This window comes from Egicoccus sp. AB-alg6-2 (assembly GCF_041821025.1).
Classification (GTDB): domain Bacteria; phylum Actinomycetota; class Nitriliruptoria; order Nitriliruptorales; family Nitriliruptoraceae; genus Egicoccus.
In genome coordinates this window covers 169,501-193,066 of the sequence record NZ_JBGUAY010000001.1, presented here as the reverse complement: position 1 = coordinate 193,066, position 23,566 = coordinate 169,501, and the positions used below count along the sequence as shown (strand labels likewise).

At 70.4% G+C, this 23,566-nt stretch carries 23 protein-coding genes and 1 tRNA gene; 8 read left to right on the top strand and 16 right to left on the bottom strand.

Features of this window, described 5'->3' with window-relative positions; all coding sequences use genetic code 11:
* Positions 1 to 4: 4 nt before the first annotated feature.
* The 15 genes from ACERMF_RS00965 to dnaA form a co-directional block, all read right to left on the bottom strand.
* On the bottom strand, positions 5 to 2,197 hold the full coding sequence (locus ACERMF_RS00965; RefSeq protein ID WP_373667141.1) for a 5'-nucleotidase C-terminal domain-containing protein: 2,193 nt from the start codon (positions 2,195 to 2,197) through the stop codon (positions 5 to 7).
* Positions 2,198 to 2,359: 162 nt separating this feature from the next.
* Entirely contained in the window at positions 2,360 to 2,860 is a 501-nt protein-coding gene (locus tag ACERMF_RS00960) for a CHRD domain-containing protein (RefSeq protein ID WP_373667139.1), read from the bottom strand.
* 158 nt (positions 2,861 to 3,018) lie between these two features.
* Positions 3,019 to 3,093 (bottom strand) — tRNA-Ile (locus ACERMF_RS00955).
* An 85-nt stretch (positions 3,094 to 3,178) separates the two neighbouring features.
* On the bottom strand, positions 3,179 to 3,760 hold the full coding sequence (locus ACERMF_RS00950) for a DUF3566 domain-containing protein (RefSeq protein WP_373667138.1): 582 nt from the start codon (positions 3,758 to 3,760) through the stop codon (positions 3,179 to 3,181).
* 59 nt (positions 3,761 to 3,819) lie between these two features.
* Complete coding sequence (gene gyrA, locus ACERMF_RS00945; protein ID WP_373667444.1) at positions 3,820 to 6,327, bottom strand: DNA gyrase subunit A; 2,508 nt, start codon at positions 6,325 to 6,327, stop codon at positions 3,820 to 3,822.
* Between the two features lie 231 nt (positions 6,328 to 6,558).
* Positions 6,559 to 6,840: a hypothetical protein gene (locus ACERMF_RS00940; RefSeq protein WP_373667137.1), complete on the bottom strand. Its 282-nt coding sequence runs from the start codon at positions 6,838 to 6,840 to the stop codon at positions 6,559 to 6,561.
* On the bottom strand, positions 6,840 to 7,070 hold the full coding sequence (locus ACERMF_RS00935; protein ID WP_373667136.1) for a hypothetical protein: 231 nt from the start codon (positions 7,068 to 7,070) through the stop codon (positions 6,840 to 6,842). The genes ACERMF_RS00940 and ACERMF_RS00935 overlap by 1 nt, the downstream gene beginning before the upstream one ends.
* Positions 7,071 to 9,110 carry a DNA topoisomerase (ATP-hydrolyzing) subunit B gene (gene gyrB, locus ACERMF_RS00930; RefSeq protein WP_373667135.1) on the bottom strand — a complete coding sequence of 680 codons (2,040 nt, stop codon included), beginning with the start codon at positions 9,108 to 9,110 and terminating at the stop codon, positions 7,071 to 7,073. It lies immediately after the preceding gene.
* Positions 9,111 to 9,299: 189 nt separating this feature from the next.
* Positions 9,300 to 10,244: an Fpg/Nei family DNA glycosylase gene (locus ACERMF_RS00925; RefSeq protein ID WP_373667134.1), complete on the bottom strand. Its 945-nt coding sequence runs from the start codon at positions 10,242 to 10,244 to the stop codon at positions 9,300 to 9,302.
* Positions 10,245 to 10,285: 41 nt separating this feature from the next.
* A complete protein-coding gene (locus ACERMF_RS00920; protein WP_373667133.1) occupies positions 10,286 to 10,942 on the bottom strand; it encodes a TlpA family protein disulfide reductase in 657 nt (218 codons plus the stop codon).
* A gap of 22 nt (positions 10,943 to 10,964) precedes the next feature.
* The gene (locus ACERMF_RS00915) at positions 10,965 to 11,483 is read right to left on the bottom strand and encodes a disulfide bond formation protein B (protein ID WP_373667132.1); all 519 of its coding nucleotides are present in this window, start codon (positions 11,481 to 11,483) and stop codon (positions 10,965 to 10,967) included.
* Between the two features lie 126 nt (positions 11,484 to 11,609).
* The gene (locus tag ACERMF_RS00910; protein ID WP_373667131.1) at positions 11,610 to 12,104 is read right to left on the bottom strand and encodes a DUF721 domain-containing protein; all 495 of its coding nucleotides are present in this window, start codon (positions 12,102 to 12,104) and stop codon (positions 11,610 to 11,612) included.
* A 50-nt stretch (positions 12,105 to 12,154) separates the two neighbouring features.
* Positions 12,155 to 13,324: a DNA replication/repair protein RecF gene (gene recF, locus ACERMF_RS00905; protein WP_373667130.1), complete on the bottom strand. Its 1,170-nt coding sequence runs from the start codon at positions 13,322 to 13,324 to the stop codon at positions 12,155 to 12,157.
* Positions 13,325 to 13,335: 11 nt separating this feature from the next.
* Positions 13,336 to 14,448, bottom strand: coding sequence for a DNA polymerase III subunit beta (gene dnaN, locus ACERMF_RS00900; RefSeq protein ID WP_373667129.1), 1,113 nt, complete (start codon positions 14,446 to 14,448; stop codon positions 13,336 to 13,338).
* A gap of 376 nt (positions 14,449 to 14,824) precedes the next feature.
* Positions 14,825 to 16,417 (bottom strand): chromosomal replication initiator protein DnaA, encoded by a 1,593-nt coding sequence (dnaA, locus tag ACERMF_RS00895; protein WP_373667128.1) that lies wholly within the window; start codon positions 16,415 to 16,417, stop codon positions 14,825 to 14,827.
* Positions 16,418 to 16,978: 561 nt separating this feature from the next.
* On the opposite strand from dnaA, the gene rpmH reads away from it, so the two are divergent.
* From rpmH to ACERMF_RS00855, 8 genes are all read left to right on the top strand, one after another.
* Positions 16,979 to 17,113 (top strand): 50S ribosomal protein L34, encoded by a 135-nt coding sequence (gene rpmH, locus ACERMF_RS00890; RefSeq protein WP_130648299.1) that lies wholly within the window; start codon positions 16,979 to 16,981, stop codon positions 17,111 to 17,113.
* 5 nt (positions 17,114 to 17,118) lie between these two features.
* A complete protein-coding gene (rnpA, locus tag ACERMF_RS00885; protein ID WP_373667127.1) occupies positions 17,119 to 17,466 on the top strand; it encodes a ribonuclease P protein component in 348 nt (115 codons plus the stop codon).
* Positions 17,463 to 17,723 (top strand): membrane protein insertion efficiency factor YidD, encoded by a 261-nt coding sequence (yidD, locus tag ACERMF_RS00880; RefSeq protein ID WP_373667126.1) that lies wholly within the window; start codon positions 17,463 to 17,465, stop codon positions 17,721 to 17,723. The genes rnpA and yidD overlap by 4 nt, the downstream gene beginning before the upstream one ends.
* A gap of 6 nt (positions 17,724 to 17,729) precedes the next feature.
* The gene (locus tag ACERMF_RS00875; RefSeq protein ID WP_373667125.1) at positions 17,730 to 18,854 is read left to right on the top strand and encodes a YidC/Oxa1 family membrane protein insertase; all 1,125 of its coding nucleotides are present in this window, start codon (positions 17,730 to 17,732) and stop codon (positions 18,852 to 18,854) included.
* A 14-nt stretch (positions 18,855 to 18,868) separates the two neighbouring features.
* Complete coding sequence (locus tag ACERMF_RS00870) at positions 18,869 to 19,570, top strand: protein jag (protein WP_373667124.1); 702 nt, start codon at positions 18,869 to 18,871, stop codon at positions 19,568 to 19,570.
* 595 nt (positions 19,571 to 20,165) lie between these two features.
* Positions 20,166 to 20,774: a 16S rRNA (guanine(527)-N(7))-methyltransferase RsmG gene (gene rsmG / locus ACERMF_RS00865; RefSeq protein ID WP_373667123.1), complete on the top strand. Its 609-nt coding sequence runs from the start codon at positions 20,166 to 20,168 to the stop codon at positions 20,772 to 20,774.
* Between the two features lie 184 nt (positions 20,775 to 20,958).
* Positions 20,959 to 21,801, top strand: coding sequence for a ParA family protein (locus ACERMF_RS00860; protein ID WP_373667443.1), 843 nt, complete (start codon positions 20,959 to 20,961; stop codon positions 21,799 to 21,801).
* Positions 21,801 to 22,820, top strand: a complete 1,020-nt coding sequence (locus ACERMF_RS00855) for a ParB/RepB/Spo0J family partition protein (protein WP_373667122.1) — start codon at positions 21,801 to 21,803, stop codon at positions 22,818 to 22,820. Before ACERMF_RS00860 ends, ACERMF_RS00855 begins: the two co-directional genes overlap by 1 nt.
* Here ACERMF_RS00855 and rpiA read toward each other — a convergent pair.
* On the bottom strand, positions 22,817 to 23,506 hold the full coding sequence (gene rpiA / locus ACERMF_RS00850) for a ribose-5-phosphate isomerase RpiA (protein WP_373667121.1): 690 nt from the start codon (positions 23,504 to 23,506) through the stop codon (positions 22,817 to 22,819). The genes ACERMF_RS00855 and rpiA overlap by 4 nt on opposite strands.
* Positions 23,507 to 23,566: the final 60 nt, after the last annotated feature.

The window sequence follows — 23,566 nt, the reverse complement described above, 5'->3', positions numbered from 1 at the left end:
TGGGTCAGTCGACCGCCGTGATGCGGCCCTCCACCTGCGGGTTCACGGGGGAGTTCGCCTCGAGGTAGCCGATGATGTAGTTCTCCAGCGGATCACCCAACAGGACCACGTCGTCCGCGATGTTGGGGTAGCCGTCCCCGCCGAGCGACATGAAGTCGTTCATGGCGATGCGGTAGGTCGCCGAGGCACTGAGGTCGACCGGGGTGCCGTCCTCGTGGTCCACGTGACCCCAGTACTCGACCGACTCGACGACACCACGGGGGAACCCGTTGTTGTCGTCGGGGTCGACCGACGCGTCGATGGAGTACTCGATGCGCAGGCCCGAGACCTGGATGAAGCGCCCGCCGCCGATCTCGCGGACACCGTTGGCGAGGATCGCCTCGAGTGTCGGACCGTCGATCTGGGCCACGGCGACCGTGTTTCCGAACGGCCACACCTCGAGGACGTCTGCCCGCGTGATCTCGTACAGGTCGCCGTCGCGCTGATCGTCCTGGGTCAGGTCAGCGCGCAGGCCGCCCGAGTTCTGGAACGCGAAGTCGATGTCGTCGAGCTGGTCGCGCAGCGCGTCGGTCGCCAGGTTGCCCTGGGCGGACTCGGCCGAACGGGTCGTGCGGGGAATCGCCACCTCGCTGGTACCGACCACCTCCTCGAGGAAGGGTCCGGCCAGCTCCTGGTAGTGCGCCACGATGGCAGCGACCTCGGGGTCGGGGGTGACGTCGCTGCTGACGGCGCGGTTGTCGGCCATCCGGTAGACGACCTCGCCGTCCGCGTCCAGCAGCAGGGTGATCTCGGTGAACATCGTCCCGTACTGGTACGCCGAGGTGACCAGGGGTCCCTCCTCGAAGTCGCAGACGTACGACTCGTGGGTGTGGCCGGTGACCACGACGTCGACCGCCTCGTCGAAGGCGTCGATGATCGGGGCCGCCGCACCTGCGAAGTCCGTGCAGGCGTTGGCTCCGCCGGACTGGCGGCCGCCCTCGTGCATCAGCACGACGATGAGGTCGACGCCCTCGTCCTCGAGTACGGGCACCCAGTCGTTGACGGCTTCGGCTTCCGGCAGGAAGTCGAGACCGACGACACCGTCGGGGTGCACGACGGTCGGGGTGTCCTCGACGACGACGCCGAGGAAGCCGACGTCGAAGCCGCCCATGTCGTAGATCGCGTACGGCTCGGCGAGCGTGTCACCGCTGGCCTCGTCGATCACGTTGGTCGACAGGGTCGTGAACTCCTGGCCCTCGAACGGCTCGCCACCGCGGTAGGAACAGTCGTCCTCGAAGCAGCCACCGGCGGCGCGACGCTCGATCTCGTCACGGCCGCGGTCGAACTCGTGGTTGCCGACCGTCTGGACGTCGAGGCCCATCGCGTTCATGACCTCGACCGTGGGCTCGTCGTAGAACAGGTTCGACAGCACCGGGGTCGCGCCGACGAGGTCACCCGCGTCGACGTGGAGCGTGTTGGGGTGCGCGTCCCGGATCCGGTTGAGATGGGTCGACAGGACGGCCGCGTTGCCGATACGGCCGTGGAAGTCGTTGGTCGCCAGGAAGCGGACCTGCTCGAGGTCGGCGATGTCGAGGGCGCGGTGCACCAGCGACGCCGTCTGCGCCCGGGTCACCGAACGGAGCGGTTCGTAGGTGGTCGTGGTCCGGCCTTCGACGACGTCGACGCGCTCGAGCACGTGGACGTTGCCGGCGTGGTAGCCCGCGACGTCGGTGAAGGGACCGACCTCGGCGGGGCTGAGCCCGAGCCAACGCGCGATGATGGTCGCCGTGTGGTCGCGTCGGATCGCCTCCGCGGGACGGAACGTGCCGTCGCCGTAGCCGAGCACGATGCCCGCCCGCGCCAGCGCGCCGATGGCGCCCTCGTGGGCGATGCCGGCCGTGTCGCTGAAGCCGGCGGGAACCACCGGGTCGAGCTCAAGGGTGCGGGCCATCATCGCGGCCAACTGACCACGGTTGATGCTCTGACCCGGGCGGAAGGTGCCGTCGTCGTAGCCCCGCAACACGCCCATGGCGGCGAGCTCTTCGATGGCCGGTCGGTGAACGTTGTCGTTGGGGACGTCGCTGAATCCAGCGCTCTGCGCCAAGGATGCCGAGGGCAGCAGCGCCAACAGCATCGCGGCCGTGAGCAGGCCGATGAGCGCGATGCGCATCCGGTCGGGGGCGGCCCCGACCAGACTCCGTGCTCGAGAGGTGTTCATACCTGTCCTGTTCGTTTCGAAAACGGTCCGCCCGGATACGCGCCCGAGCGCCACGAGCACTGGCACGACAGGAATCCGACCGACTCCCGCGACCAGTCGGGCAAACCTACTCCCCGCCGGAGCCCGTCAGGCGGGGTGAGCGCGCCGTGACACAACCGACGGTCAGAGTTGCCCGCGGATCTCCCCCGCGGGGAAAGCGGCGGTGTGCACGTTGACATAGGCATCGCCCGCGGCGATCGCCGCTGCCAGCGAGTCGAGCGTGTGGCCCGCCAGTGGACCCACCAGGTCCGCCGCGGTGATGGTCCCGCTGGCGAGCACGCCGTTGGTCCTGCCCGGCAACAACTGTGGCGGCGGGCCGGACGGATACAGCCACACCACGACGGGGCCGTTCTGTCCGGCCGGTGCCAGGTGGATGTGCGCCATGGTGACGTCGTGGAGGTTGGTCACCACCAGCCGGTAGGTCATCGTCGTGCGATCGGCGTTGAATCGCACGATCGCGGTACCTGCGGCATGGCTCTCGACCGCCGGCACCTCGTTCGCGCCGGCGAGCCTGGTGGTGGACGTCTGCGGCGTCCCGGGTCCGGCCGCAGCCAGCGGCAACGGGGCGGCGAGGAGTGTCGCCGCCAGGCTCAGAGACAGCAGCAACGCCAACCGGGTGCGCATGTCGATCCTCCGCGCCGGTGGCCCGCCCCGGGGCCCTCGCTCCACGGTCCGCCGATCGGAGGCTGCTGTCAATGCCGCACGGCGGACATCGTGGTGCCAAGACGAACGAGCGGGTCCCGGGGGACCCGCTCGCCTCGCGGTGCAGTTCGTGTCGTCGGTGGGCCAAGGAGGACTTGAACCTCCGACCTCACCCTTATCAGGGGTGCGCTCTAACCAAGCTGAGCTATTGGCCCGTGCGAATGCGGGGCGACAGGCGCCCCGCGGCGCCGCGAAGCGTACCGATCCGCCCGCGGGGTGGCGAACCCGGGTGGTCCGATCTCAGCGGGGTCCGAACAGGTCGTCGTCACGGTCTGCTGCGGCACGGCGATCACCGTGCTGGGCGCCCTCGTCCACGAAGCCGTCGGTCCAGGACGTGGGCTCGGCGTCGGCGTCGAGCCGGGCCGCCGGCGGGCGGGCCGTGGTGTCGGCGCCCGGTGCCCAACCGAGTCCCGGGCGCTGGGCCGGGTCGTGACGCACCGCCGAGGTGGTGCCCGGTGCGGTCTTGCGTGCTGGACGGGTGCCCTCCTCGACGACTCCGAACGTGAGCCCACCCGTCAGGTCCGCGATGAGGTTGTACAGGAAGGTGAGGAAGACCATGACCGCGGTCTGGACCACCACCCCGAGCAGGCCGAGCAGGATGAAGGCGCGGAACAGGTTGCCGGCATTCACGCCGCAGGCGGTGAAGCCGACGTCCAGCGCGATGGAGCAGGCCTGGTCGACCAGTTGCAGCCGGTCGATGATCATCCAGACGACCACGGCGACGAGCATGCCGACCGCCAACAGCGCCAGGTTGACGACCACGGCGAACTTGAGCACCGACCACGGGTCGATGCGTTTGACGGTCATTCGGCGTCGCGCCACGATCTCGTCCCCTGCAACAGGTCGTTCCCTCGTGCGCGGGCGCAGGAGGTCGTCGGAGCCTACTCCGACGGGGTCTCGGCGTCGGAACCCTCCGTACCGTCCGCGGTCGCCGCCGTGGCGTCGTCCTCGTCGTCGACCACGAGGGCCACCGCGACCACACTGGCGCCGTCACCGGGCTTCATCAGGCTGACGCCCTGCGTCGCGCGACTCATCGGCCGCACGTCCGCCAGCGTCATCCGGATGATCACGCCGGTGTCGCTGACCAGCAGCATCTCGGCCTCGTAGGGCACCACCAGGGCGCCGGCGAGTCCGCCACGCGCCTCGGTGAGCCGCGCCGTACGCACGCCCTGGCCTCCTCGACGCTGGGTCGGATAGTTCACCATCGGCGTGCGCTTGCCGTAGCCGCGGTCGGTGACGACCAACAGGTAGGTGTCGTCGTCGTCGTCCTGATTTCCGACGACCCCCATCGCCAGCACCTCGTCGTCGGGGCCCTTGAGCCGCATGCCGCGGACGCCGGCCGCGCTGCGGCCCATGGTCCGGGCGTCGTCCTCGGCGAAGCGGATGGCGTAGCCCTTGCGGGACACGAGCACCACGTCCTGGTTGCCGTCGGTGATGGCGACGCCGATCAGTTCGTCGTCGTCGCCGAGGTTGATGGCGATCAGTACCGAGCGGGGCGAGTCGAAGGCGTCGAGGCGCGTGCGCTTGACGGTGCCCTGCTTCGTGGCGAACACCAGGTGCCGTTCGCCGGTGAAGTCCTTGAGCGCGAGTACGGCCGCGACGGTCTCGCCCTGCTCGAGCGCGAGGCCCGGGACGTTGGCGACGTACACGCCTTTGGACGCCCGCGACTTCTCGGGCACCTGGTAGGCCTTGATGCGGTAGACGCGCCCGCGGTTGGTGAAGAACAGCAGGTGGTCGTGCGTCGAGCAGGTCAGAAGCGAGGCGACGATGTCGTCCTCCTTCATCTCCGCCCCACGCACGCCCCGACCGCCACGCTTCTGGGTCCGGAACGCGTCGAGCGGGGTGCGCTTGACGTAGCCGGCCCGCGACAGGGTGATCGCCACCTCGCCGACGGGGATCAGGTCCTCGACGGTCATCGCCCCCTCGTCGGGGACGATGCGGGAGCGGCGCTCGTCGGCGAAGCGGTCGCGGACCTCGGACAGCTCGTCCTTGATGATGGCGCGGACGCGGGAGGGGTCCGCGAGGATCTCGCGGAGTTCGGCGATCAGCCGCTGCAGGTCGTCGTACTCGTCCTGGATGCGCTGGCGTTCGAGCGCGGCCAGGCGGCGCAACTGCATGTCGAGGATCGCCTGGGCCTGGATCTCGGACAACTCGAAGCGGGTCTGCAACTCGGCCTTGGCCGCGTCGGCGGACGCACTGCCACGGATCAGCGCGATGATCTCGTCGATGTGGTCGAGCGCGACGAGCAGCCCCTCGAGGACGTGGGCCCGGTCCTCGGCCTTGCGCAGCCGGTAGCGGGTCCGGCGCGTGATCACGTCGACCTGGTGGCTGATGTAGTGGCTCAGCGCCTGGTCGAGCGTGATCGTGCGCGGGATCCCGTCGACGAGGGCGAGGATGTTGGCCCCGAAGGTGTCCTGCAGCTGGGTGTGCTTGTAGAGCTGGTTGAGCACGACCTGCGCGTTGGCGTCCCGCTTGAGGTCGATGACCATGCGCATGCCCTCGCGCGAGGACTCGTCGCGCAGGTCGGCGATGCCGGTCAGGACCTTGGCGTTGACCAGCTGGGCGATCTTCTCGAGCAGCTTGGCCTTGTTCACCATGTAGGGGATCTCGGTGACCACGATGCGCTCACGGTCACGTCCGCGCTCGGGTTCCTCGATGGTGCACACGGCCCGGACCCGGATCGAGCCCTTGCCGGTGGTGTAGGCGTCGTAGGCGCCCTGGTTGCCGAGGATCAGCCCGCCGGTCGGGAAGTCGGGGGCCGGCACGTACTGCATCAGGTCGACGGCCGTCAGCGTCGGGTCGTCGATCAGCGCGATGGTGGCGTCGATCACCTCGCCGAGGTTGTGGGGTGGGATGTTGGTCGCCATGCCGACGGCGATGCCGGTGGACCCGTTGACGAGCAGGTTGGGGAAGCGGGCCGGCAGGACGACCGGTTCCTGTTCGTAGCCGTCGTAGTTGGGCACGAAGTCGACGGTGTCCTCGTCGATGTCGCGCAGCAGCTCCATCGCGAGCCGTGACAGCCGCGACTCGGTGTAGCGCATGGCCGCCGCGGGATCGCCGTCGACCGAACCGAAGTTGCCGTGCCCGTCGATGAGCTCGTAGCGGATGGAGAAGTCCTGCCCCATGCGGACCAGCGCGTCGTAGATCGCCGAGTCGCCGTGGGGGTGGTACTTCTTCATCACGTCGCCGACGGCGGACGCGCACTTGCGGTAGGGCCGGTCCGGGCGCAGCCCGGTCTCGTCCATGGAGTGCAGGATGCGCCGGTGCACCGGCTTGAGCCCGTCACGGGCGTCGGGCAGGGCACGTCCGACGATGACCGACATGGCGTAGTCGAGGTAGGACGAGCGCATCTCGTCCTCGATGACCACCGGCTCGACCCGCGCGGCCAGGATGCTGCCGGACTCGTCGAGCGGGGTGCCGTCCGCGGCCCGGGCGACGGGGTCCCCGGGGGTCGGGCCCGGGGTGCCGATGGGCGTGACCTCGGCCGCCTCGTCCTCGGGGCGGGGGTGGTCGCCGGGGTGGTCACCGGGCGGGAGCGTGGGTCCGTCGGACACGGTGGTCCTCCGTCGGGGTCGTGGACGTCGTCGGGGCGGTGCGGGCGGTGGCGGCCGTTGTCGCGGTCACCGCTCGTCGTCGCCGAACGCGGGATCGTCGGGGTCCGCCGGGGTCCCGTCGGGCCGGTCGGGAGGACCGGGGAACCCGGGTGAGGGCGGCGTGGCGGTGTCGTGGAAGGTTTCGGAGCGGCGGGCGGCAGCCAGGATCAGCAGTCCGGCGATCGCGGCCACGGCGGCGCCGGCGAGCAGCGATCCGCTCGCGTCGAAGCCGAGGAACATGCCGAGGCCGGCCACCGTCGCGAAGCCGATGAAGGCCGCCAGCAGCGCGGCGCGCACGGTGCGGTCCATCAGCGGTTCCCTCCGTCGGCGCCGACGCCCGCGTCGTCGGGCGCGCTGCCGCGACGTCGCAGCGCCGCCACCGCGATGACGGCCAGCCCGGGGACGCCCGCCAGCAGCACCACCAGCAGCAGCCCGGAGACCCCGGCCGGGTCCCCACCCACCAGTTCCGGTGCCGTCGCCACGACCAGCAGCGCCAGCGCGAACACGCCGGCACCCAACCAGGACAGCGCACGCCCCATTCAGACGTCCAGGGTCGCGTACTTGGCGTTGCTCTGGATGAAGTCACGCCGGGACTCGACGTCGTCGCCCATCAGGATCGTGAACATCTCGTCGGCGACGGCGGCGTCGTCCATGGTCACCAGTTTCAGCGTTCGCTTCTCGGGGTCCATCGTGGTCTCCCACAGCTGGTTGGCGTCCATCTCACCGAGCCCCTTGAACCGCTGGACGTCGATCTTCTTGTCCTTGGGCATCTGCGCGAAGATCGCATCACGTTCGGCGTCGGAGAAGGCGTAGAACACCTCCTTCTTGCGCGTCGGATGCGTGATCTGGAACAGGGGCGGCTGGGCCAGGTAGACGTAGCCGGCCTCGATCAGCGGCTTCATGTGCCGGAACAGGAAGGTCAGCAGCAGCGTGCGGATGTGGGCGCCGTCCACGTCCGCGTCGGCCATCAGCACCAGCTTGTGGTAGCGCGCCTTGGCGACGTCGAAGTCGTCGGCGAAGCCGGTGCCCATCGCCGTGATCAGCGCCTGCACCTCGGTGTTGTTGAGGATCTTGGGCAGGCGCGCCTTCTCGACGTTGATGATCTTGCCGCGGATCGGCAGGATCGCCTGGGTCCGGCGGTCGCGGGCCATCTTGGCCGAGCCGCCGGCCGAGTCACCCTCGACGATGTAGAGCTCGGACTCGGCGGGGTCGCGTGACTGGCAGTCGGCGAGCTTGCCCGGCAGCGAGGTCGACTCGAGCAGGGACTTGCGGCGGGTGAGGTCGCGGGCCTTGCGGGCGGCGATGCGTGCCTGCGCCTCGCCCTCGGCCTTCTGCACGATCAGCTTGCCCTCGCTGGGGTGCTCCTCGAGCCATTCGGCGATCCGGGCGTAGGTGGTCGTCTGCACGAACGACTTCACCTCGGTGTTGCCGAGCTTGGTCTTGGTCTGCCCCTCGAACTGCGGGTCGCCGACCTTGACCGACACAATGGCGACGAGGCCGCTGCGCAGGTCGTCGCCGGTGAGCGACTCGACCTCCTTGGAACGCAGCAGGTTCTTGTCCTTGGCCCACCGGTTGATCACCGAGGTGATCGCCGTCCGGAATCCCTCCTCGTGCGTGCCGCCCTCGTGGGTGTTGATCGTGTTGGCGAACGACAGGATCGAGTCGTTGTAGTCGTTGATCCACTGGCAGGCGAGTTCCACCGACTGCGGCCCGTTGGGTCCCTGCTCCTCGGACTCGAAGTGGATGACCGGGTGCAGCCCGTCCTTGGCCTTGGTCGTGCGGATGTGGTCGACGAAGTCGCGCAGGCCGCCGGGGGCGTGGAAGACGCTGACGCGGGGTTCGTCCGCGGCGACGTTCTCGGGCAGTTCGGCCGGGTCGACGGGGCGTTCGTCGGTCAGGGTGATCCGCAGCCCGGCGGTCAGGAACGCGGTGTCGCGCAGACGTCGCGAGATCGTGTCCAGCGAGAACTCGATCTCCTCGAAGACCTCGGGGTCGGGCCAGAACGTGATGGTCGTCCCGGTCGTCGACCCGGCGACCGTGTGCTCGGCCGCGTCGGCGTCTCCGACCCGCTCGACCGGGCCCTGCGGCACGCCCCGCACGTAGGACTGGCGGTACAGGCCGCCGTCCCGTCGGACCTCGGCGACCAGCAGCTTCGACAGGGCGTTGACGACCGAGATGCCGACGCCGTGGAGGCCGCCGGAGACCGCATAGGCCTGCGAGTCGAACTTGCCGCCGGCGTGGAGGACGGTGAGCACGACCTCGAGGGCGGAGCGGCCCTCCTTCTCGTGCATGTCCACCGGGATGCCCGAGCCGTCGTCGCCGATACGCACCCCGCCGTCGGCCAGCAGGCTGACCTCGATGGCGCTGCACCGCCCGGCGAGCGCCTCGTCCACGGAGTTGTCCACGACCTCCCACACCAGGTGGTGGAGGCCGCGGGGGCCGGTGGAGCCGATGTACATGCCGGGACGCTTGCGGACCGCCTCGAGGCCCTCGAGGACGGTGATGTTCTTGGCGCTGTAGTCGCCGTTGCCGGCGCTGGAGGTGGCGGCGGGCACGCCGGACGCAGGGGCAGAAGCCAAGGCAGGAGCCTCTCGTAACGAGAAGAGTGCCGCACACCGACGGGTCGCGGCAGGAATCGGCAGCCTACCAGAGTCGGGTTTGCTCCCAGCGGCGTTGAGACGCGCTGTGGAGCGCCGACCCCCCGGGTTCGTACCCCACCCCGTGGGCACGTCGGCGGGGCGTCAGGCTGCGATCGGTCAGCTGCCGGGTCATGCGCCTTCGAGTTGGTCGACGGTCTTCGGCCAGTCGTCCTTGAGGATGCGGGACAGGCCGCGGTCAGCCAGCAGCTTGCCCTCGGTCTGACAGCGGGGACAGTAGTTGGTCTCGTTGTCGGCGTAGCGGATCCGCTGGACCGGGGTCGCGCACACCGGGCACGGCTCGCCGTACCGCCCGTGGACGGCGAAGTCGGGCCGGAACGCGGTGACGTGGTCGGGGAAGCCGTCGCCGGTCGCCTCGCGCAGGCGAGCGACCCATCGCTGCAGGATCTCGCTGGTCGTCGCGTGCAGCCGTGCCAACTCCTCCTCGGTGAGTTGGTGGGTGCGCTTGACCGGCGAGAGGTGGGCGGCGTGCAGGATCTCGTCGCTGAAGGCGTTGCCGATGCCCGAGAAGCGGCGCGGATCGGTCAGCGCGCGCTTGAGCGTGCGGTTCTCGAGCCGCAGCTGCTCGGCGAATCCTGCCAGGTCGACGGTGATGGGGTCCACGCCCCCGCGGTCGTGCTCCTGCAACGCCGACTCGCCGCGCACGAGGTGCAGCGACGCCCGCTTCTTGGTTCCGGCCTCGGTCAGCACCAGCGTGCCGTCGCCGAGTTCACCGCCGGTGAAGTCGAACGCCGCCATCCCGACCTTGCCCGGCACCTTGGCTCCCGGCTCCCGCCACCGCAGCCGTCCGGCGATCATCAGGTGCAGGACGGCGAACAACCCGGCATCGGCGTCCGCGACGGCGTCCGACGGCGCAGCGTCGTCCTCGAAGGCGAACACGATGCGCTTTCCGAGCCGCCGCAGGCCGATGACCCGACGCCCCTCGACGGCGGACACGGGTGGGTCGAAGGTCTTGAGCAGGGAGAACCCGGTGATGCGGAGCCGCTCGAGGCGCGCCCCGACCACCCGCGGCCGCAGCGCGGCGAGGTAGTCCTCGATGTCGGGCAGTTCGGGCATGGGCGCATCCTGTCCGGCCGGCGCGCCGGACGCAACGCCCGTCAGCGCTGGGCGAGCGAGTCCGCCATCACCTGCACCTGGCGCATCTCCAGCCGACCCGACGCCCGGCCCACGACGGAGCCGTCGCGGTCGATCGCGACCCAGAACGGTGTGCCCGACATGCCGTAGACGTCCGCGATGGTGCTCTCGGCGTCGTCGAGGATGGTCGCGCCGGTGTAGCCCTCGTCGTCGAGCCAGTCGGTGGGTGGCCAGTTCGGCCGGGTGGCATCGAGGCCGGTGATCACCGCCGTGAGCTCCACCTCGTCGGGGAGGTTGCCACCCTCGAGCCACTCGACCAGTTCCGGGAGCTCGGCCTGGCAGGCAGGGCACCACGAGGCGAGGAAGACCAGCAACTGCGGCGCACCGCTGCCGCCGATGGTCACCTCGTCGCCGGCGACCCCTTCGCCCTCGACGACCGGTGCCGGCTGTCCCAGGGCCGGGTCGTTGGCCGGGTCGCCCGCGAAGTCGGGCAGCGGATCCGAGGCGACCTGCGGGCTGCCGGCGAGTTCCTCCACCGAGACCGCCGAGCCGGTGCCCGATGCGGTCATGACCGCGATCAGGACGGCGAGGGCGAGCACGGCGAGACCACCGAGGAGGAGCGGCATCCGCGAGGGTGCGGCCTTGCTCCGGGCGCGCGTCGGCTTCTTCGTGGCGGACATCTGGAAACCTCCCAGGACGAGGTCAGGCCCGCGGATCGCCGGAGCGGGCGATCAGGACGAGCAGGGTGATGGTCACGAAGCCGATGAGGGCCATCGTGGGGATGGTCAGGAACCCGAACTCCTCGACCCAACGGATCGCGCACGGGGCGCTGGGGTCGCACACGCCCGAACCGAGCGCCGGCATGCGCTCGACGGCGACGTGCCAGGCGGCGATACCGGCGCCGATGACCGTCAGCGGCGCGACCGTGGTCCACGCCGCCTGGTCGCGACGGAGCGTCGCGACCCCGAGGACGACCACGAGGGGGTACATCGCGATGCGCTGGTACCAGCACAGGGCGCAGGGCAGGTAGCCGGCCACCTCAGACAGGTACAGCGAACCGCCGGTTGCGACCACCGCGACGGCGGTCGCCAGTGGCAGGGCCAACTCGCGGAGCAGCTCGGGTACACGGCCGCGGACGAGCGCGACGAGACAGGACAGCGACACGCCGATGGCAACCAGGGCGAGCAGCGCCAGGGTTCGTTCGACGACGGCGGTCAGCAAGGGCGTCACGTTCGAGGTGGCAGGCGAGCGAGGAGCGGGCGACGGACAGGGTGCCGGACCGGCGCGGTACGCCGCGAGGGCACAAGGGTCTGCGTCGCCGGGACCTTTGGTCGGCGTCTCGCGGGGTCAGGACTCGGGAGTGGTGCGGCCCTCCAGCGGGCCGACCGTCAACCGCAGTTCGCGGATCGCCTGCTCCCCGAGGATCCTGCGGGCATTCGTGAGCAGTTGGGGCGTCAGGTAGCGCAGTTGCGTGGCCCACACCTGGCTCTCGGCGCGGATCACGAGGGTGCCACCCGCCAGCCGGACCGGTTCGCAGCGGCCGAGCAGTTCCGGCCCCACGATCTCGTCCCAGCGTGTCCAGGCGTTGGCGCCCCGCAGGCGCTCGTCCCAGCCGCGGCGCGACACGAAGGCCTGCAGGCTCTCGCCGATCGGGGTCGGGGCGCTGATTCGCCGGATCCCGTCGGTGTCGGGCTCCGCGACGGTCCACTCGTCGTCCGTCGGCGGCGCCGGGTCGAACGCCCGCCGTTCCTGTTGTGCGCGCTCCCGGGCCTGTCGGGCGCGCTTGCGGGCGTACACGGTCGCGTCACGGTCCTGCCAGCCGGCACGGCGATCGACCGCCATCGGGTCCTGTCGTCCGCTGGCGGGCTTTCGCGGACGGTTCCCGCGGGAGCTCACGGGGTCCCCACCGGGCGCCGTCGCGCCGTCGAGCGGCCGCCCTCGAGCCGGACGTCGATCTTGGCCCCCTCGAGGGGCACGTCCTCCTCGACCGCAGCCGTGACCAGGACCTGGTCGAATCGTTCGCATGCCGCTGCCAGGCGCTTGCGGCGCGTGGTGTCGAGTTCGGCGAAGACGTCGTCGAGCAGGACGATGGGCCGGTCACCGACGTCGGCGAGCACCTCGAACGTCGCCAACTTGAGGGCAAGCGCCAACGACCACGCCTCGCCGTGGCTCGAGTAGCCGCGCGCGGGCAGATCACCGATGTGCAACTCGAGGTCGTCGCGGTGGGGTCCGACGAGGCTGACACCACGCGCCAACTCGTCGCCGGCGACGCGTTCCAACGCAGCGCGCATGGCGATCGCGATCGGTCCGGGGTCGGGGACCACGTCATCACTGCCGGGGTCGCGGTCGAGGTCCCCGGCGGACGACCGGTACGTGAGCCGGATGGGCTCCGGACGGTCGGCGAGGTCCCGGTAGAAGTGGTCCACCGGTCCCGCCAGCGTGCGTACCGCCGCAAGTCGCGCCGCGACGATCTGCGTGCCGTGCTGCACCAGTTGCTCGGTCCACACGTCCAGCGTCGCGGTCGCGGCCTGACGCGCGGATGGTGGCAGGCTGCGTGCCTGCTTCAACAGCTGGTTGCGTTGCCGCAGGGCGCGGTCGTACTCGCTGCGGGCCGCCGCGAACGCCGGCCGCCGCTGCGCCAGCAGCTCGTCGAGGAAACGCCGCCGCTCGGCCGGGTCGCCGCGGATGATGGCGACGTCCTCGGGGGCGAACAGCACGACCCGCAGCACGCCGAGTGCCTCGGCCGCGCGGCGCACGTCGTGGCCGTCCACCTTGGTGCGTGTGCGCCTCCCGGCGCCGAGTTCGAGCTCGAGCGTGCGGCGACGTCCCTCGTCGGTGTGGACCTCGAGACGCACGACGCCGAGGTCGGCACCGGCGCGCACCAGGGGCCCGTCACCGGCGACCCGGTGCGAGGCGCCCGTGGCGGCGCGGTGGACGGCCTCGACCAGGTTGGTCTTGCCCTGGGCGTTGGGCCCGACGAGCACGGTGACGCCGGCGTCGAGCTCCAACGCCACCTCGGCGTAGGACCGTATGTCGCGCAGTTCGAGGCGGCGGAGATGCACGGAGGGAGCGCTCAGCTGACCCGCATCGGCATGAGCAGGTAGGTCAGGTCGTCGACCTGACCGTCGTCGGCATGGGGCCGCAGCACGGCGGGTTTGAGGCCGTCACGGAGTTCGACGCGGATGCGTTCGGTGCCGGTCGCCTCGAGGCCCGACAGCAGGAAACCGGGGTTGAAGGCGATGGTCAGGCCGTCGCCGTCGATCTCGGCCGGCAGCGCCTCGGCGGCGTCGCCCATCTCCTGGTTGCTGGCCTGCAGGTCCACGCTGCCGTCGCCGAACGTCAGGCTCACCGGGGTGTTCGCCTGACCCATGGCCACGATCGAGACCCGCTGCAGCGCCTCGACCAGCGCGGCGCGTTCCACCACGACCGCGGTCTCGTGCGCGTCGGGAAGCAGTGCCCGGTAGTTCGGGAAGGTGCCCTCGATCAACTTCGTGGTCAGGCGCCGATCGCCGAACAGGAACGACACCTGGCCGGCCTCGAGCACCACGGTGACGGCGCCGCCGACCTCGCTGGCGGCCTTCGCCGCCTCCTGGAGCGAGCGTGCCGGGACCAGCGCCGTGCCCTCGACCGCCTGGTCCCAGGTCAGCGAACGCACCGCGAGCCGGTAGCTGTCGGTGGCGGCCGCGGTGAGGGTCTCGCCGGCTGCCTCGAGGTGGACGCCGGTCAGGACGGGCCGACCCTCGTCGGAGGAGGCGGCCCGAGCGACCTGGGACACCAGGCGGGCGAAGGCGTCCGCCTTGACGATGCCCTGCGGGGCGTCCTCGGCCGGCTGGGCCAGCACCGGGAAGTCGTCGGCCTGCATGCCGCGGACGTGGAAGGTGGCCCGGCCGCAGGTGATCTCGACCCGGTCGGGTTCGCCGGTCACCTGCACCGGCGCGTCGGGGAAGCGGGCGACCAGTTGCGCCAGCAGCCGGCCCGGGAGCAGGACGCGGCCGGGCTGGTCGATCTGCACCGGGATGGAGATCTCCGCGGCGACCTCGAGATCGGTGGCACGACAGGTCAACCGTCCGTCGGCGGCCTCGAGCAGCACGCCCGACAGCGCGGGCAAGGTCACCCGGGCCCCCACCGTACGTGTCGCCCACGAAACGGCTTCGGCGAACTCGGCTCGCTCGGCACGCAGCTTCACGCGGCTTCCTCTCTCGAGTGCAGTTGTGCACACCGCTTATGAAAGACGGAAGAGAACATCTCAGATCCGTCTTCGTAATAGGGGGTGTGGATCGTGTGGATGGGGGGTCGTCGGTGCTGGTCAGAGCAGGTTTGCTGGCTGTGGCCGGACTGGGGACGACGACGACGTCCGTCCCCAGGCGGGCGAATCACATCGTGGTGCTTCCACCGACGCACGTCATTGTCCACCACGTGTCCACGACTCGTCCACCAGGAGGCGACCGACCGCGTCCCCAGCTCGTCCACCGCGATGGGCGTCGCGTCCACGACCCGCCCACATACCGTCCCGAGGGTCGTCCACGGGATGTCCACAGCTACCTGTGGAAACTGTGGATGGCTCACGGACGCCGTGCCCGCGTCTTGATGCGGTTGGTGAGCTCCTGCACCTGGTCGTAGATCGCGCGACGCTCCTTCATGAGCCCGGCGATCTTGGACTTCGCGTGCATGACCGTGGTGTGGTCGCGCCCCCCGAACGCCTTGCCGATCCGTGGCAGCGACAGATCGGTGAGCTCACGGGTGAGGTACATCGCGATCTGTCGCGCGGTGACGAGCTGGCGGCTCCGGGAGGGCGAGCACAGGTCCTCGACGGTGAGCGTGAAGTAGTCCGCGACCTCGTCCATGATCAGTTGGACCGAGACCTCCTGCTCACGGTCGTCGGGGAACAGGTCCTTGAGGACCATCTCGGCCATGGCCGAGTCCGCCGAGGAGCGCTGCAGGCTGGCGAAGGCGCTGACCCGGATCAGGGCGCCCTCGAGCTCGCGGATGTTGGACTCGACCTTGGAGGCGATCAGCTCGAGCACCTCGGGCGGCACACCGAGACGGTCCGACTCCGCCTTCTTGCGCAGGATCGCGATGCGGGTCTCGAGATCCGGCGGCTGCACGTCGGTCATGAGTCCCCACTCGAACCGGCTGCGCAGCCGGTCCTCGAGGTGGGGGATCTGCTTCGGTGGCCGGTCGCTGGAGATGACGATCTGCTTCTCGGCGTTGTGCAACGCGTTGAAGGTGTGGAAGAACTCTTCCTGGGTCCGTTCCTTCTGCTCGAGGAACTGGATGTCGTCGATGAGCAGGACGTCCGCCTGCCGGTAGGTCCGCTGGAAGGTCGTGATCCGGTCGTCGCGGATGGCGTTGATGAACTCGTTGGTGAACTGTTCGGTGGTGATGTAGCGCACGCGCAACCGCGGGTACAGGTTGCGGACGTAGTGGCCGATCGCGTGCAGCAGGTGGGTCTTGCCGAGGCCCGCCCCCCCGTAGATGAACAGCGGGTTGTACGACTTGGCCGGAGCCTCGGCCACCGCGTTCGCCGCGGCGTGGGCGAACCGGTTGGACGAGCCGATGACGAAGTCGTCGAACGAGTACTTGGGGTTGAGCTGGGTCTCGGGCTCGACGTCGTCGGCGCGGGGGGCGCGCTCGGGGACCGAGACGATCGGTCCAGCGGGGCGGCCGGGCGCCTGCAGGGGGCGCTGCTCGTCGCCGGCGGTCGGCGCCGGCGGCTCGGCCTGGGGCCGCTCACGCATCGGATCGAGCGAGGGCCTGGGGTCGTCGACGGTGGTCACCGACGCATAGGCCGGCCCGTCGAACTGCTCGGAGGCCGCCGGGGGCGTCTGCTCCGAGGCGCCGGTCGGCGAGCGATCTCCGTCGCCGGTCCCGAGGTGGTCGATCGGTTCGGGCCGCGGCTGCACGGTGATCACGACGTGGAGCGGGCGCCCGGCGGCAGCCGACAACGCCTGACGGATCCGGTCGCCGCAGCGGGTGTCGAGCCACTCGCGCGCGAACGAATGCGGGCTGGCGAGCACGACGGTGTCGTCGCTGAACCCGACCGGTTGCGTCGCGGCGAGCCACTGCCGCTGCGCGGGCGAGGAGACCGTCCCCATCACGGCGTCGAGACTCTGCCCCCAGAGCGTCTCGAGGTCGAGCGTCGAGGGTCGTGACACGCCTGCTCCTGCCGATCGGGTGGCAGACCGCCGGGATCGGCGATCCGAGAGCGACCACCCGTCTCCGTCAGCGGCGCTACACCCCCCGCAGGACGCTGTCCACAACAGCGTCCACAGGTGTGGAAAGCGCAGCTCGCCGGTCGACGTGAAGCAGCCGCGGGGGGAAGGTTCGTCTCGGCTTCGACGACGGCCGGCGCGAGAGATCCCCACGTGGTCGTCGCCTCGACAAGGCGAACGGCTCGGGACCGTACACCGATGGACCGAACCCCCGCAAGGAGTTATCCACACGAGTTCACGACGCACGCCACGCGCGCGCACGACGTGGTCGTTCGGCGCCGTCGCGTGGCCCACCGGACCCGGCCCCCACGCGGCTGGCGCACCAGATCGCGGGGTGCCGGGGCGCGGGCGTCGGCCCGACGGTTGCCCGTGTCCCGGGCGGCCCGGTACGCTGCTCCGACGTCCTGCCTGCACCGATGCGGCTCGCGGTCCATTCTCTCCTCTTTTCGGACCGGACCCGAGTCCCCGCGTGCACCCATCACCGCACCCCAGGGGGGCCGGTCCGTGAAGCGCACCTTTCAGCCCAACAACCGCCGACGCTCGAAGAAGCATGGCTTCCGAGCGCGCATGTCCACGCGCGCCGGACGTGCGATCGTCAAGAACCGTCGGCGTCGTGGTCGCGCGTCGCTGAGCGCCTGATCGTCGTGGTCCCGCTCGCAGTCGACCGGCTGCGCGAGGGACGAGACATCGCAGCGGTCCTCCGCGGCCGGCGCCAGCGTGCCGGCCGCCTCGCCGTGGTCCACGTCCGTACCGAGCGCTCCTCCGGCCCCCCGCGTATCGCGGTCGTGGCCTCACGACGCGTGGGCACGGCCGTTGCGCGCAACCGGGCCAAGCGGCTGTTGCGCGAGGCGTCGCGCCACCTCGTCTGGCGGCCGGGCGTGGATGTCGTCCTCGTCGCACGTTCGACGTGCGCGGTCAGCAGGCTCGCCGACGTGCGCGCGGAACTCGAACAGCTCGCGCGCAACCTCGACGCCCTGGACGCGTCGGCATGACCGCCGCGTCGGCACCGACGGGTTCTGGGCGGCGTTCGCCGCTGGCCGTGGTGCTGCTGGCCGTGGTGGGCCTGTGGCGGGCGACGGCCGCCTTCCGGCAGCCGCGCTGCCGATTCTCCCCCTCGTGCTCGACCTACGCGGTGCAGGCGATCGGTCGTCACGGCGCCCTGCGAGGTGGCTGGCTGGCCGTTCGGCGCCTGGGTCGTTGTCATCCCTGGAACGTGGGCGGGATCGACCCCGTACCCGCGAGGAAGTAGAAGGCTGTGGGCTCGCTCTGGCAAACCGTCCGCGATGGCACCATCGGGGCGCTCGACGCGCTGCTGACTCTGCTCCACGATCTCGTGGAACCGGTCTTCGGCATCCACGCGTGGGGTTGGGCCATCATCGCGCTCACGGTCCTCGTTCGCGTGTTCCTGCTGCCGCTGGCCATCAAGCAGACGCGGAGCATGCGGGCGATGCAGGCGCTTGCGCCACAGCTCAAGGAGATCCAGAAGAAGTACAAGGTCGACCGCGAGCTGATGCGGAAGGACCCTGAGCAGTACAAGGCGAAGCGCCAGAAGCTCAACGAGGAGCAGATGGCGCTCTACCAGCGCGAGGGCGTCAACCCCGCCGCGAGCTGTCTGCCGTTGCTGCTGCAGGCGCCGATCTTCCTGGCGCTGTTCTGGACCCTTCGCCATGCCGGCGAGGTCGGCGGCACGCTGCGGGGGGCCGAGTTCTACTTCTTCACGACCGTCGGTGAGGGCGGCCTGGAGATGATCGTCCGGGACGCGGGCTGGCCCGGCTGGCTGTTGATCGTGCTGATGTCGGGCACGATGTTCTGGTCGCAGAAGCAGATGATGGCCCGCAATGCGGCCCAGATGGCCGACAACCCGATGGCCCAGCAGCAGAAGCTGCTGCTCTACATCATGCCGCTGTTCCTGGCCTTCATCTCCTTCAACTTCCCGCTCGGGATCCTGCTGTACTGGGTCACGACCAACTTCTGGCAGGTGGCACAGCAGGCGATCATCCTGCGTGAGGTCAAGCACGAGGCCGAGACCGGCACGCTGGGCGACCACCCGGGTGGCGAGGCGGCGAAGCGGTCGCCCAAGGCCTCCAAGCCCAAGGGCGGTACGTCGTCGCCCAAGGGCGGGTCGTCCCCGAAGGGTGGGTCTTCCCCGAAGGGCGGATCGACGGCCAAGGGCCGATCCGCGCCGAAGGGCGGGCCCTCGCCGTCGAGCAACGGCAAGCCGTCGGGCGACGCCCGCCCTGACCACGAGACGTCGAATCGGCCCGGATCATCGCGCTCCGACGGTTCGGGCGCAGATGCAGCGGCCTCGAGCGACAAGGACCCGCGTCCGCCGAAGAAGCGCGATCACCTGCCACGTCGCGGTGACCAGCGCGAACGCTGATTGGAGTGTGTCGAATGAGCCGCCGTATCGATTTCCAGGCCGAAACCCTCGAACTGGCGCTGACCGGCGCCGTCGCGGAGCTGCTCGACTGTCCTGAGGACAAGGTCGTGCTGCGGGTCGACGCGCCTGGCGTCGACGATGTCCGGGGCCAGGTGCGACTCGACCTGCGCATCGATGCGCCGCGTCACGTCGACAGCCGCGACGACCGTGGTGACGTCGAGGACGGGTCGGGTGACGAGCCGGAGTTGCTCACCCCCGAGCAACTCGACGAGGAGGCCGACGCCGCGGCGGACTTCCTCGAGGGGCTGCTCGACGCCCTCGAGCTGCCCGGCGACCTCCGCATCCGCGTCCATGGCGACCACGCCGAGGTCGAGGTCGTCGAGATCGGGAGTGGGGCCCTGATCGGACGTCGGGGTCAGACCCTCGAGGCCATCCAGGAGTTGGTGCGCTGCGCCCTGCAGCGCGAGTTCCAGCGTCGCTCCCGCGTCAAGATCGACGCCGAGGGCTACCGCTCCCGCCGGCTGGAGAAGCTCATCGAGAAGGCCGAGGAGGCGATCGACGAGGTGCTCGACACGGGGGAGCCGGTGCGACTCGAGCCGATGGATGTTTTCGAGCGCAAGGCCGTCCACCACCTGGTGGCGGAACGCGAGGGCGTCGCCAGCCGCTCCCAGGGCCGCGAGCCGGCCCGCCGGGTGATCATCGAACTGGACGAGTAGGCCGATGGCGAGCGACACGACGACCCGGGCGCAGCCCGGGTCGTCGTTCCACGTGGAACGTGAGGTCGCTCTTCGCCTGCTGACCAGCGCAAATGCAACAGGATGGCGCCAACGGGGCGATGCGGCCTCGCCGAAGGCCCGGGCACCCCGAAGCGTGGGCCGGAAAGGCGGTTCGGACGCAGCTGAGCCAGGGGAGGGGGTCGTGCGGTAGATGTACGAGGCGGATCCCGCATCGATTTATCGACAAATCAACGCAGAGTCGGCGGTACAAGGTCCGAGGGTTGCGACGGTCTGTCGCTGTGTGCTCTCGCCGAGTCCCGCCCGGCTTTCTGCTCCGGCTCGCGATCGGCCCTGCAGGGGACCATTTTTCCCGCCCCGGATGCCCCATCGAGCCACTCTCCACCGCGCCCCCACCGCCACGTGCGCCCGGTAGAGGCTGGGCTCACCCCGCGTGGAGGCCATGTTCCACGTGGAACGAGGTCTCTCGGTGCGGGTACAGAGGATCTTCATTACCGCGATGTTCCACGTGGAACCACACGCCATCGCCGTTCCACCGGGAACGACGGTGGTCACGCGCTTGGGTAGGGTTCCGCACATGGTCGATTCCACCCCAGCCATGCAGGCAACCGCGCTCGAGGCCTTCGTGGCTGCCGTCGAGGCGTCACCGCACAACCTCGTGTCGCGTCAGGCGCGTCAGGAACTGCGCGCGCGACATCTGGCCGAGTCGATGGCATTCGCGCGGGGCCTTCCCTCGGGTCCGGCACGTGTCCTGGATCTCGGGTCAGGGGGCGGATTTCCGGGCGTGGTCGTGGCGATCGTTCGCCAGGATCTTCGCGTTGCGCTGCTCGACAGCACCACGAAGAAGGTCGAGTTCCTCCGTGGCGTCGTCGCCGAGCTCGAGCTCGACGTCGAGGTGCACCACGGGCGTGCCGAGGACCTCGGCGGGGGGGCCCTGCGAGCCACCTTCGACCTCGTGACCGCGCGTGCGGTCGCACCGCTGGAGCGCCTCGTTCCGTGGGCGTTCCCGTTTCTGCGCGCTGGTGGGCAACTGCACGCCATCAAGGGCGAGCGCTGGGCCCAGGAACTCCGCGAGGCGGAACCCGTTCTGCGACGCCTGGGTGGCCGGGTGCTCGCCACCCCCGCGGAGAACGACGGCGCCGGGATCGGCCCGTCGCCCCGCGTTGTTACGCTCGTGCGCTCGTAGACCAGAGGTGACGTCGGTGGCCTGGAAGTTGGGAAGAAGCCCCGTGCAGCAGCGTGCATCGGAGACGCCGTCGACGGCGACACCCCCACCGGGGCGTGTCCTTCCACCGCCCCCGCGCGACCTCGTCGACGCGGTCACCACACCCCGCGCGCCGGAACCCGGCGAGCAGGCCGGGCGGGCGACGGTGATCTGTGTCGCCAATCAAAAGGGCGGCGTCGGCAAGACGACGACCACGGTGTCCCTGGCCGCCGCCCTCGCGCAACTCGGTGCGTCGGTCCTCGTGGTCGATCTCGACCCCCAGGGCAACGCCACGACGGGGTTCGGGCTGCGCGTGGCCGAGGGCGAGCCCAGCACGTACCAGGTGCTCGTCGACGGAATGGCGGTCCGCGACGCCGTCCAGGCCACCGACGTGCCCGGGCTGGCGGTGCTCCCCTCCTCGCTCGATCTCGCTGGCGCCGAGGTCGAGCTCGTGCCGGCCTTCTCCCGCGAGCTTCGTATGCGCAGAGCGCTCGAAGATGCGCGTTCCTCGTACGACGTCGTGTTCGTCGACTGTCCCCCTTCCCTGGGGCTGTTGACCATCAATGCCCTGGTGGCCGCCGACCAGGTGCTGGTGCCGATCCAGTGCGAGTACTACGCCCTCGAGGGCCTGGGACAGCTCATGCGGACGGTGCAGTTGGTGGGGGACAACCTCAACCGGGACCTCGAGCTCGGTGGTGTGGTGCTGACGATGTTCGACGGGCGCACCAACCTGTCCCAGCAGGTCGTCGAGGAGGTCCGCGGCTACTTCGGAACGCGCGCCTACGCCACCGTCATCCCGCGCACGGTGCGTCTGTCCGAGGCGCCGAGCTTCGGTCAGCCGATCACGGTCTTCGATCCGCACAGCAGGGGTTCGCGCGCCTACCAGCGGCTGGCCCGCGAGGTCGGGGAGCGACTGGGACTGCCGATCGCTCCGGTGGAGGACTCGCCGCTCGACCGACTGCTCGGGGGCGCCGCGCCCGTGCGTTCGACGGCCCAGGAGGAAGTGTGATGTCACGACGTGGTGGTCTCGGCCGCGGGCTGGCGGCCCTCATTCCGCCGGGTGAGGGAGACGCCGAGTCCCGCGCGACTCTGGCCGAGCTCGCGCTCGACCACATCGTCCCCAACCCACGTCAGCCGCGTGACGTGTTCGACGAGGACGAGCTCGCTGGCCTGGCGACCTCGATCGCCGACATGGGCGTGCTGCAGCCGTTGGTCGTGCGACCAAGAAGTGATGGACGGTACGAACTCGTCGCGGGTGAACGCCGCCTGCGCGCGTCCCGTCTCGCCGGACTGGAGCGGGTCCCGGCGGTGGTCCGGCACACCGAGGACGCCGACCTGCTCAAGGAAGCCCTGGTCGAGAACATCCACCGGGTGCAGCTCAACCCGTTGGAGGAAGCCGCCGCCTATCAGCAGCTGCTCGAAGACTTCGGGTTCACCCAGGAAGAGCTGGCCGAGCGCCTCGGCAGGTCACGGCCGGCGGTCAGCAACGCGTTGCGGCTGCTGACCCTGCCGGCGCAGGTGCAGCGTCGCGTCGCCGCGGGCGTCCTCAGCGCTGGGCACGCGAAGGCACTGCTGTCGATCGACGACCCGACCGAGATGGCCCGCGTGGCCGATCGCGTCGTCGCCGAGGGCCTGTCGGTGCGCGCCACCGAGGAACTGGTCCGCCTGCGCTTCCTCGACGAGGACGTCGAGTCGCGCGACACCCGCCGTCGGAGCCGTCGGGTGGTGGCCCCGGGGCTGGTCGAACTGCAGGACGACCTCTCGGACGCGTTGCGCACCCGCGTGAAGATCTCGATGGGCCCCCGCAGTGGCCGGTTGCAGATCGAGTTCGGCTCGGTGGACGACCTGGAGCGGGTGGTCGCGGTGATCGCCCGCGGGCTCGAGGGCGACGGCAGCGGGTTGCCCGCCACGGCGGCCGCCGTCACCAAGGCGCAATCCGCCCGCGGCGACGCCGAACTCGACGCCGTGCTCGACCGCATCGACGACGTCGACACCGAGCCGGCGGAACGCGCCCCGGGTGACGCCTAGCGCTGATCCCCGGCCCCGAGCTCGAGGCGCAGGACGTCACCGTCGTCGGATCCGAGCAGTGCCTCGGTGGCCAGGTCGACGAACAGGCCGTGCTCGGCCACACCCGGCACCAGCGCCAGTTCCACGTCCATGACGGCCGGGTCCTCGATCCCGCCGGGCAGGCGGGCGTCGAGGACGAAGTTGCCGTTGTCGGTGGTGTACGCCGTGCCCGGTGCCTCCTCCCGCGTCCGCACCTCGAAGCCACGTCGCTCGAGCCCGTGGCGGACCGGTCCCAGGGCGAACGGCACCACTTCCACGGGCAGGGGAAAGGCATCCCCGAGGCGGTCGACGAGCTTGTCCGAGGTGGCGATGACCACGAAGCGCGACGCCAGGGACGCGACCACCTTCTCGCGCAGCAACGCGCCTCCGCCGCCCTTGATCAGGTGCAGGTCATGGTCGAGCTCGTCGGCGCCGTCGACGGCGAGGTCGAGCTCGGTGGTCGTCGCCACGTCGAGCAGGCGGATGCCCAACTCCCGGCAGCGGGCCGCCGTGGCCTCGGAGGTGGGCACTCCCGCCACGTCGAGGCGCCGCTCGGCGAGCGCGTCGAGGAAGAAGGCGACCGTGGAGCCGGTGCCGAGGCCGAGGCGCATCCCGTCCTCGACGACCTCGGCGGCGGCGCGCCCCGCGGCGCGTTTGGCAGCACTCAATGTGAACTCCTCGAACCTCGATGACGACCGTGCCGTCGGTGCCGTCGGTGCCGCCGGCGC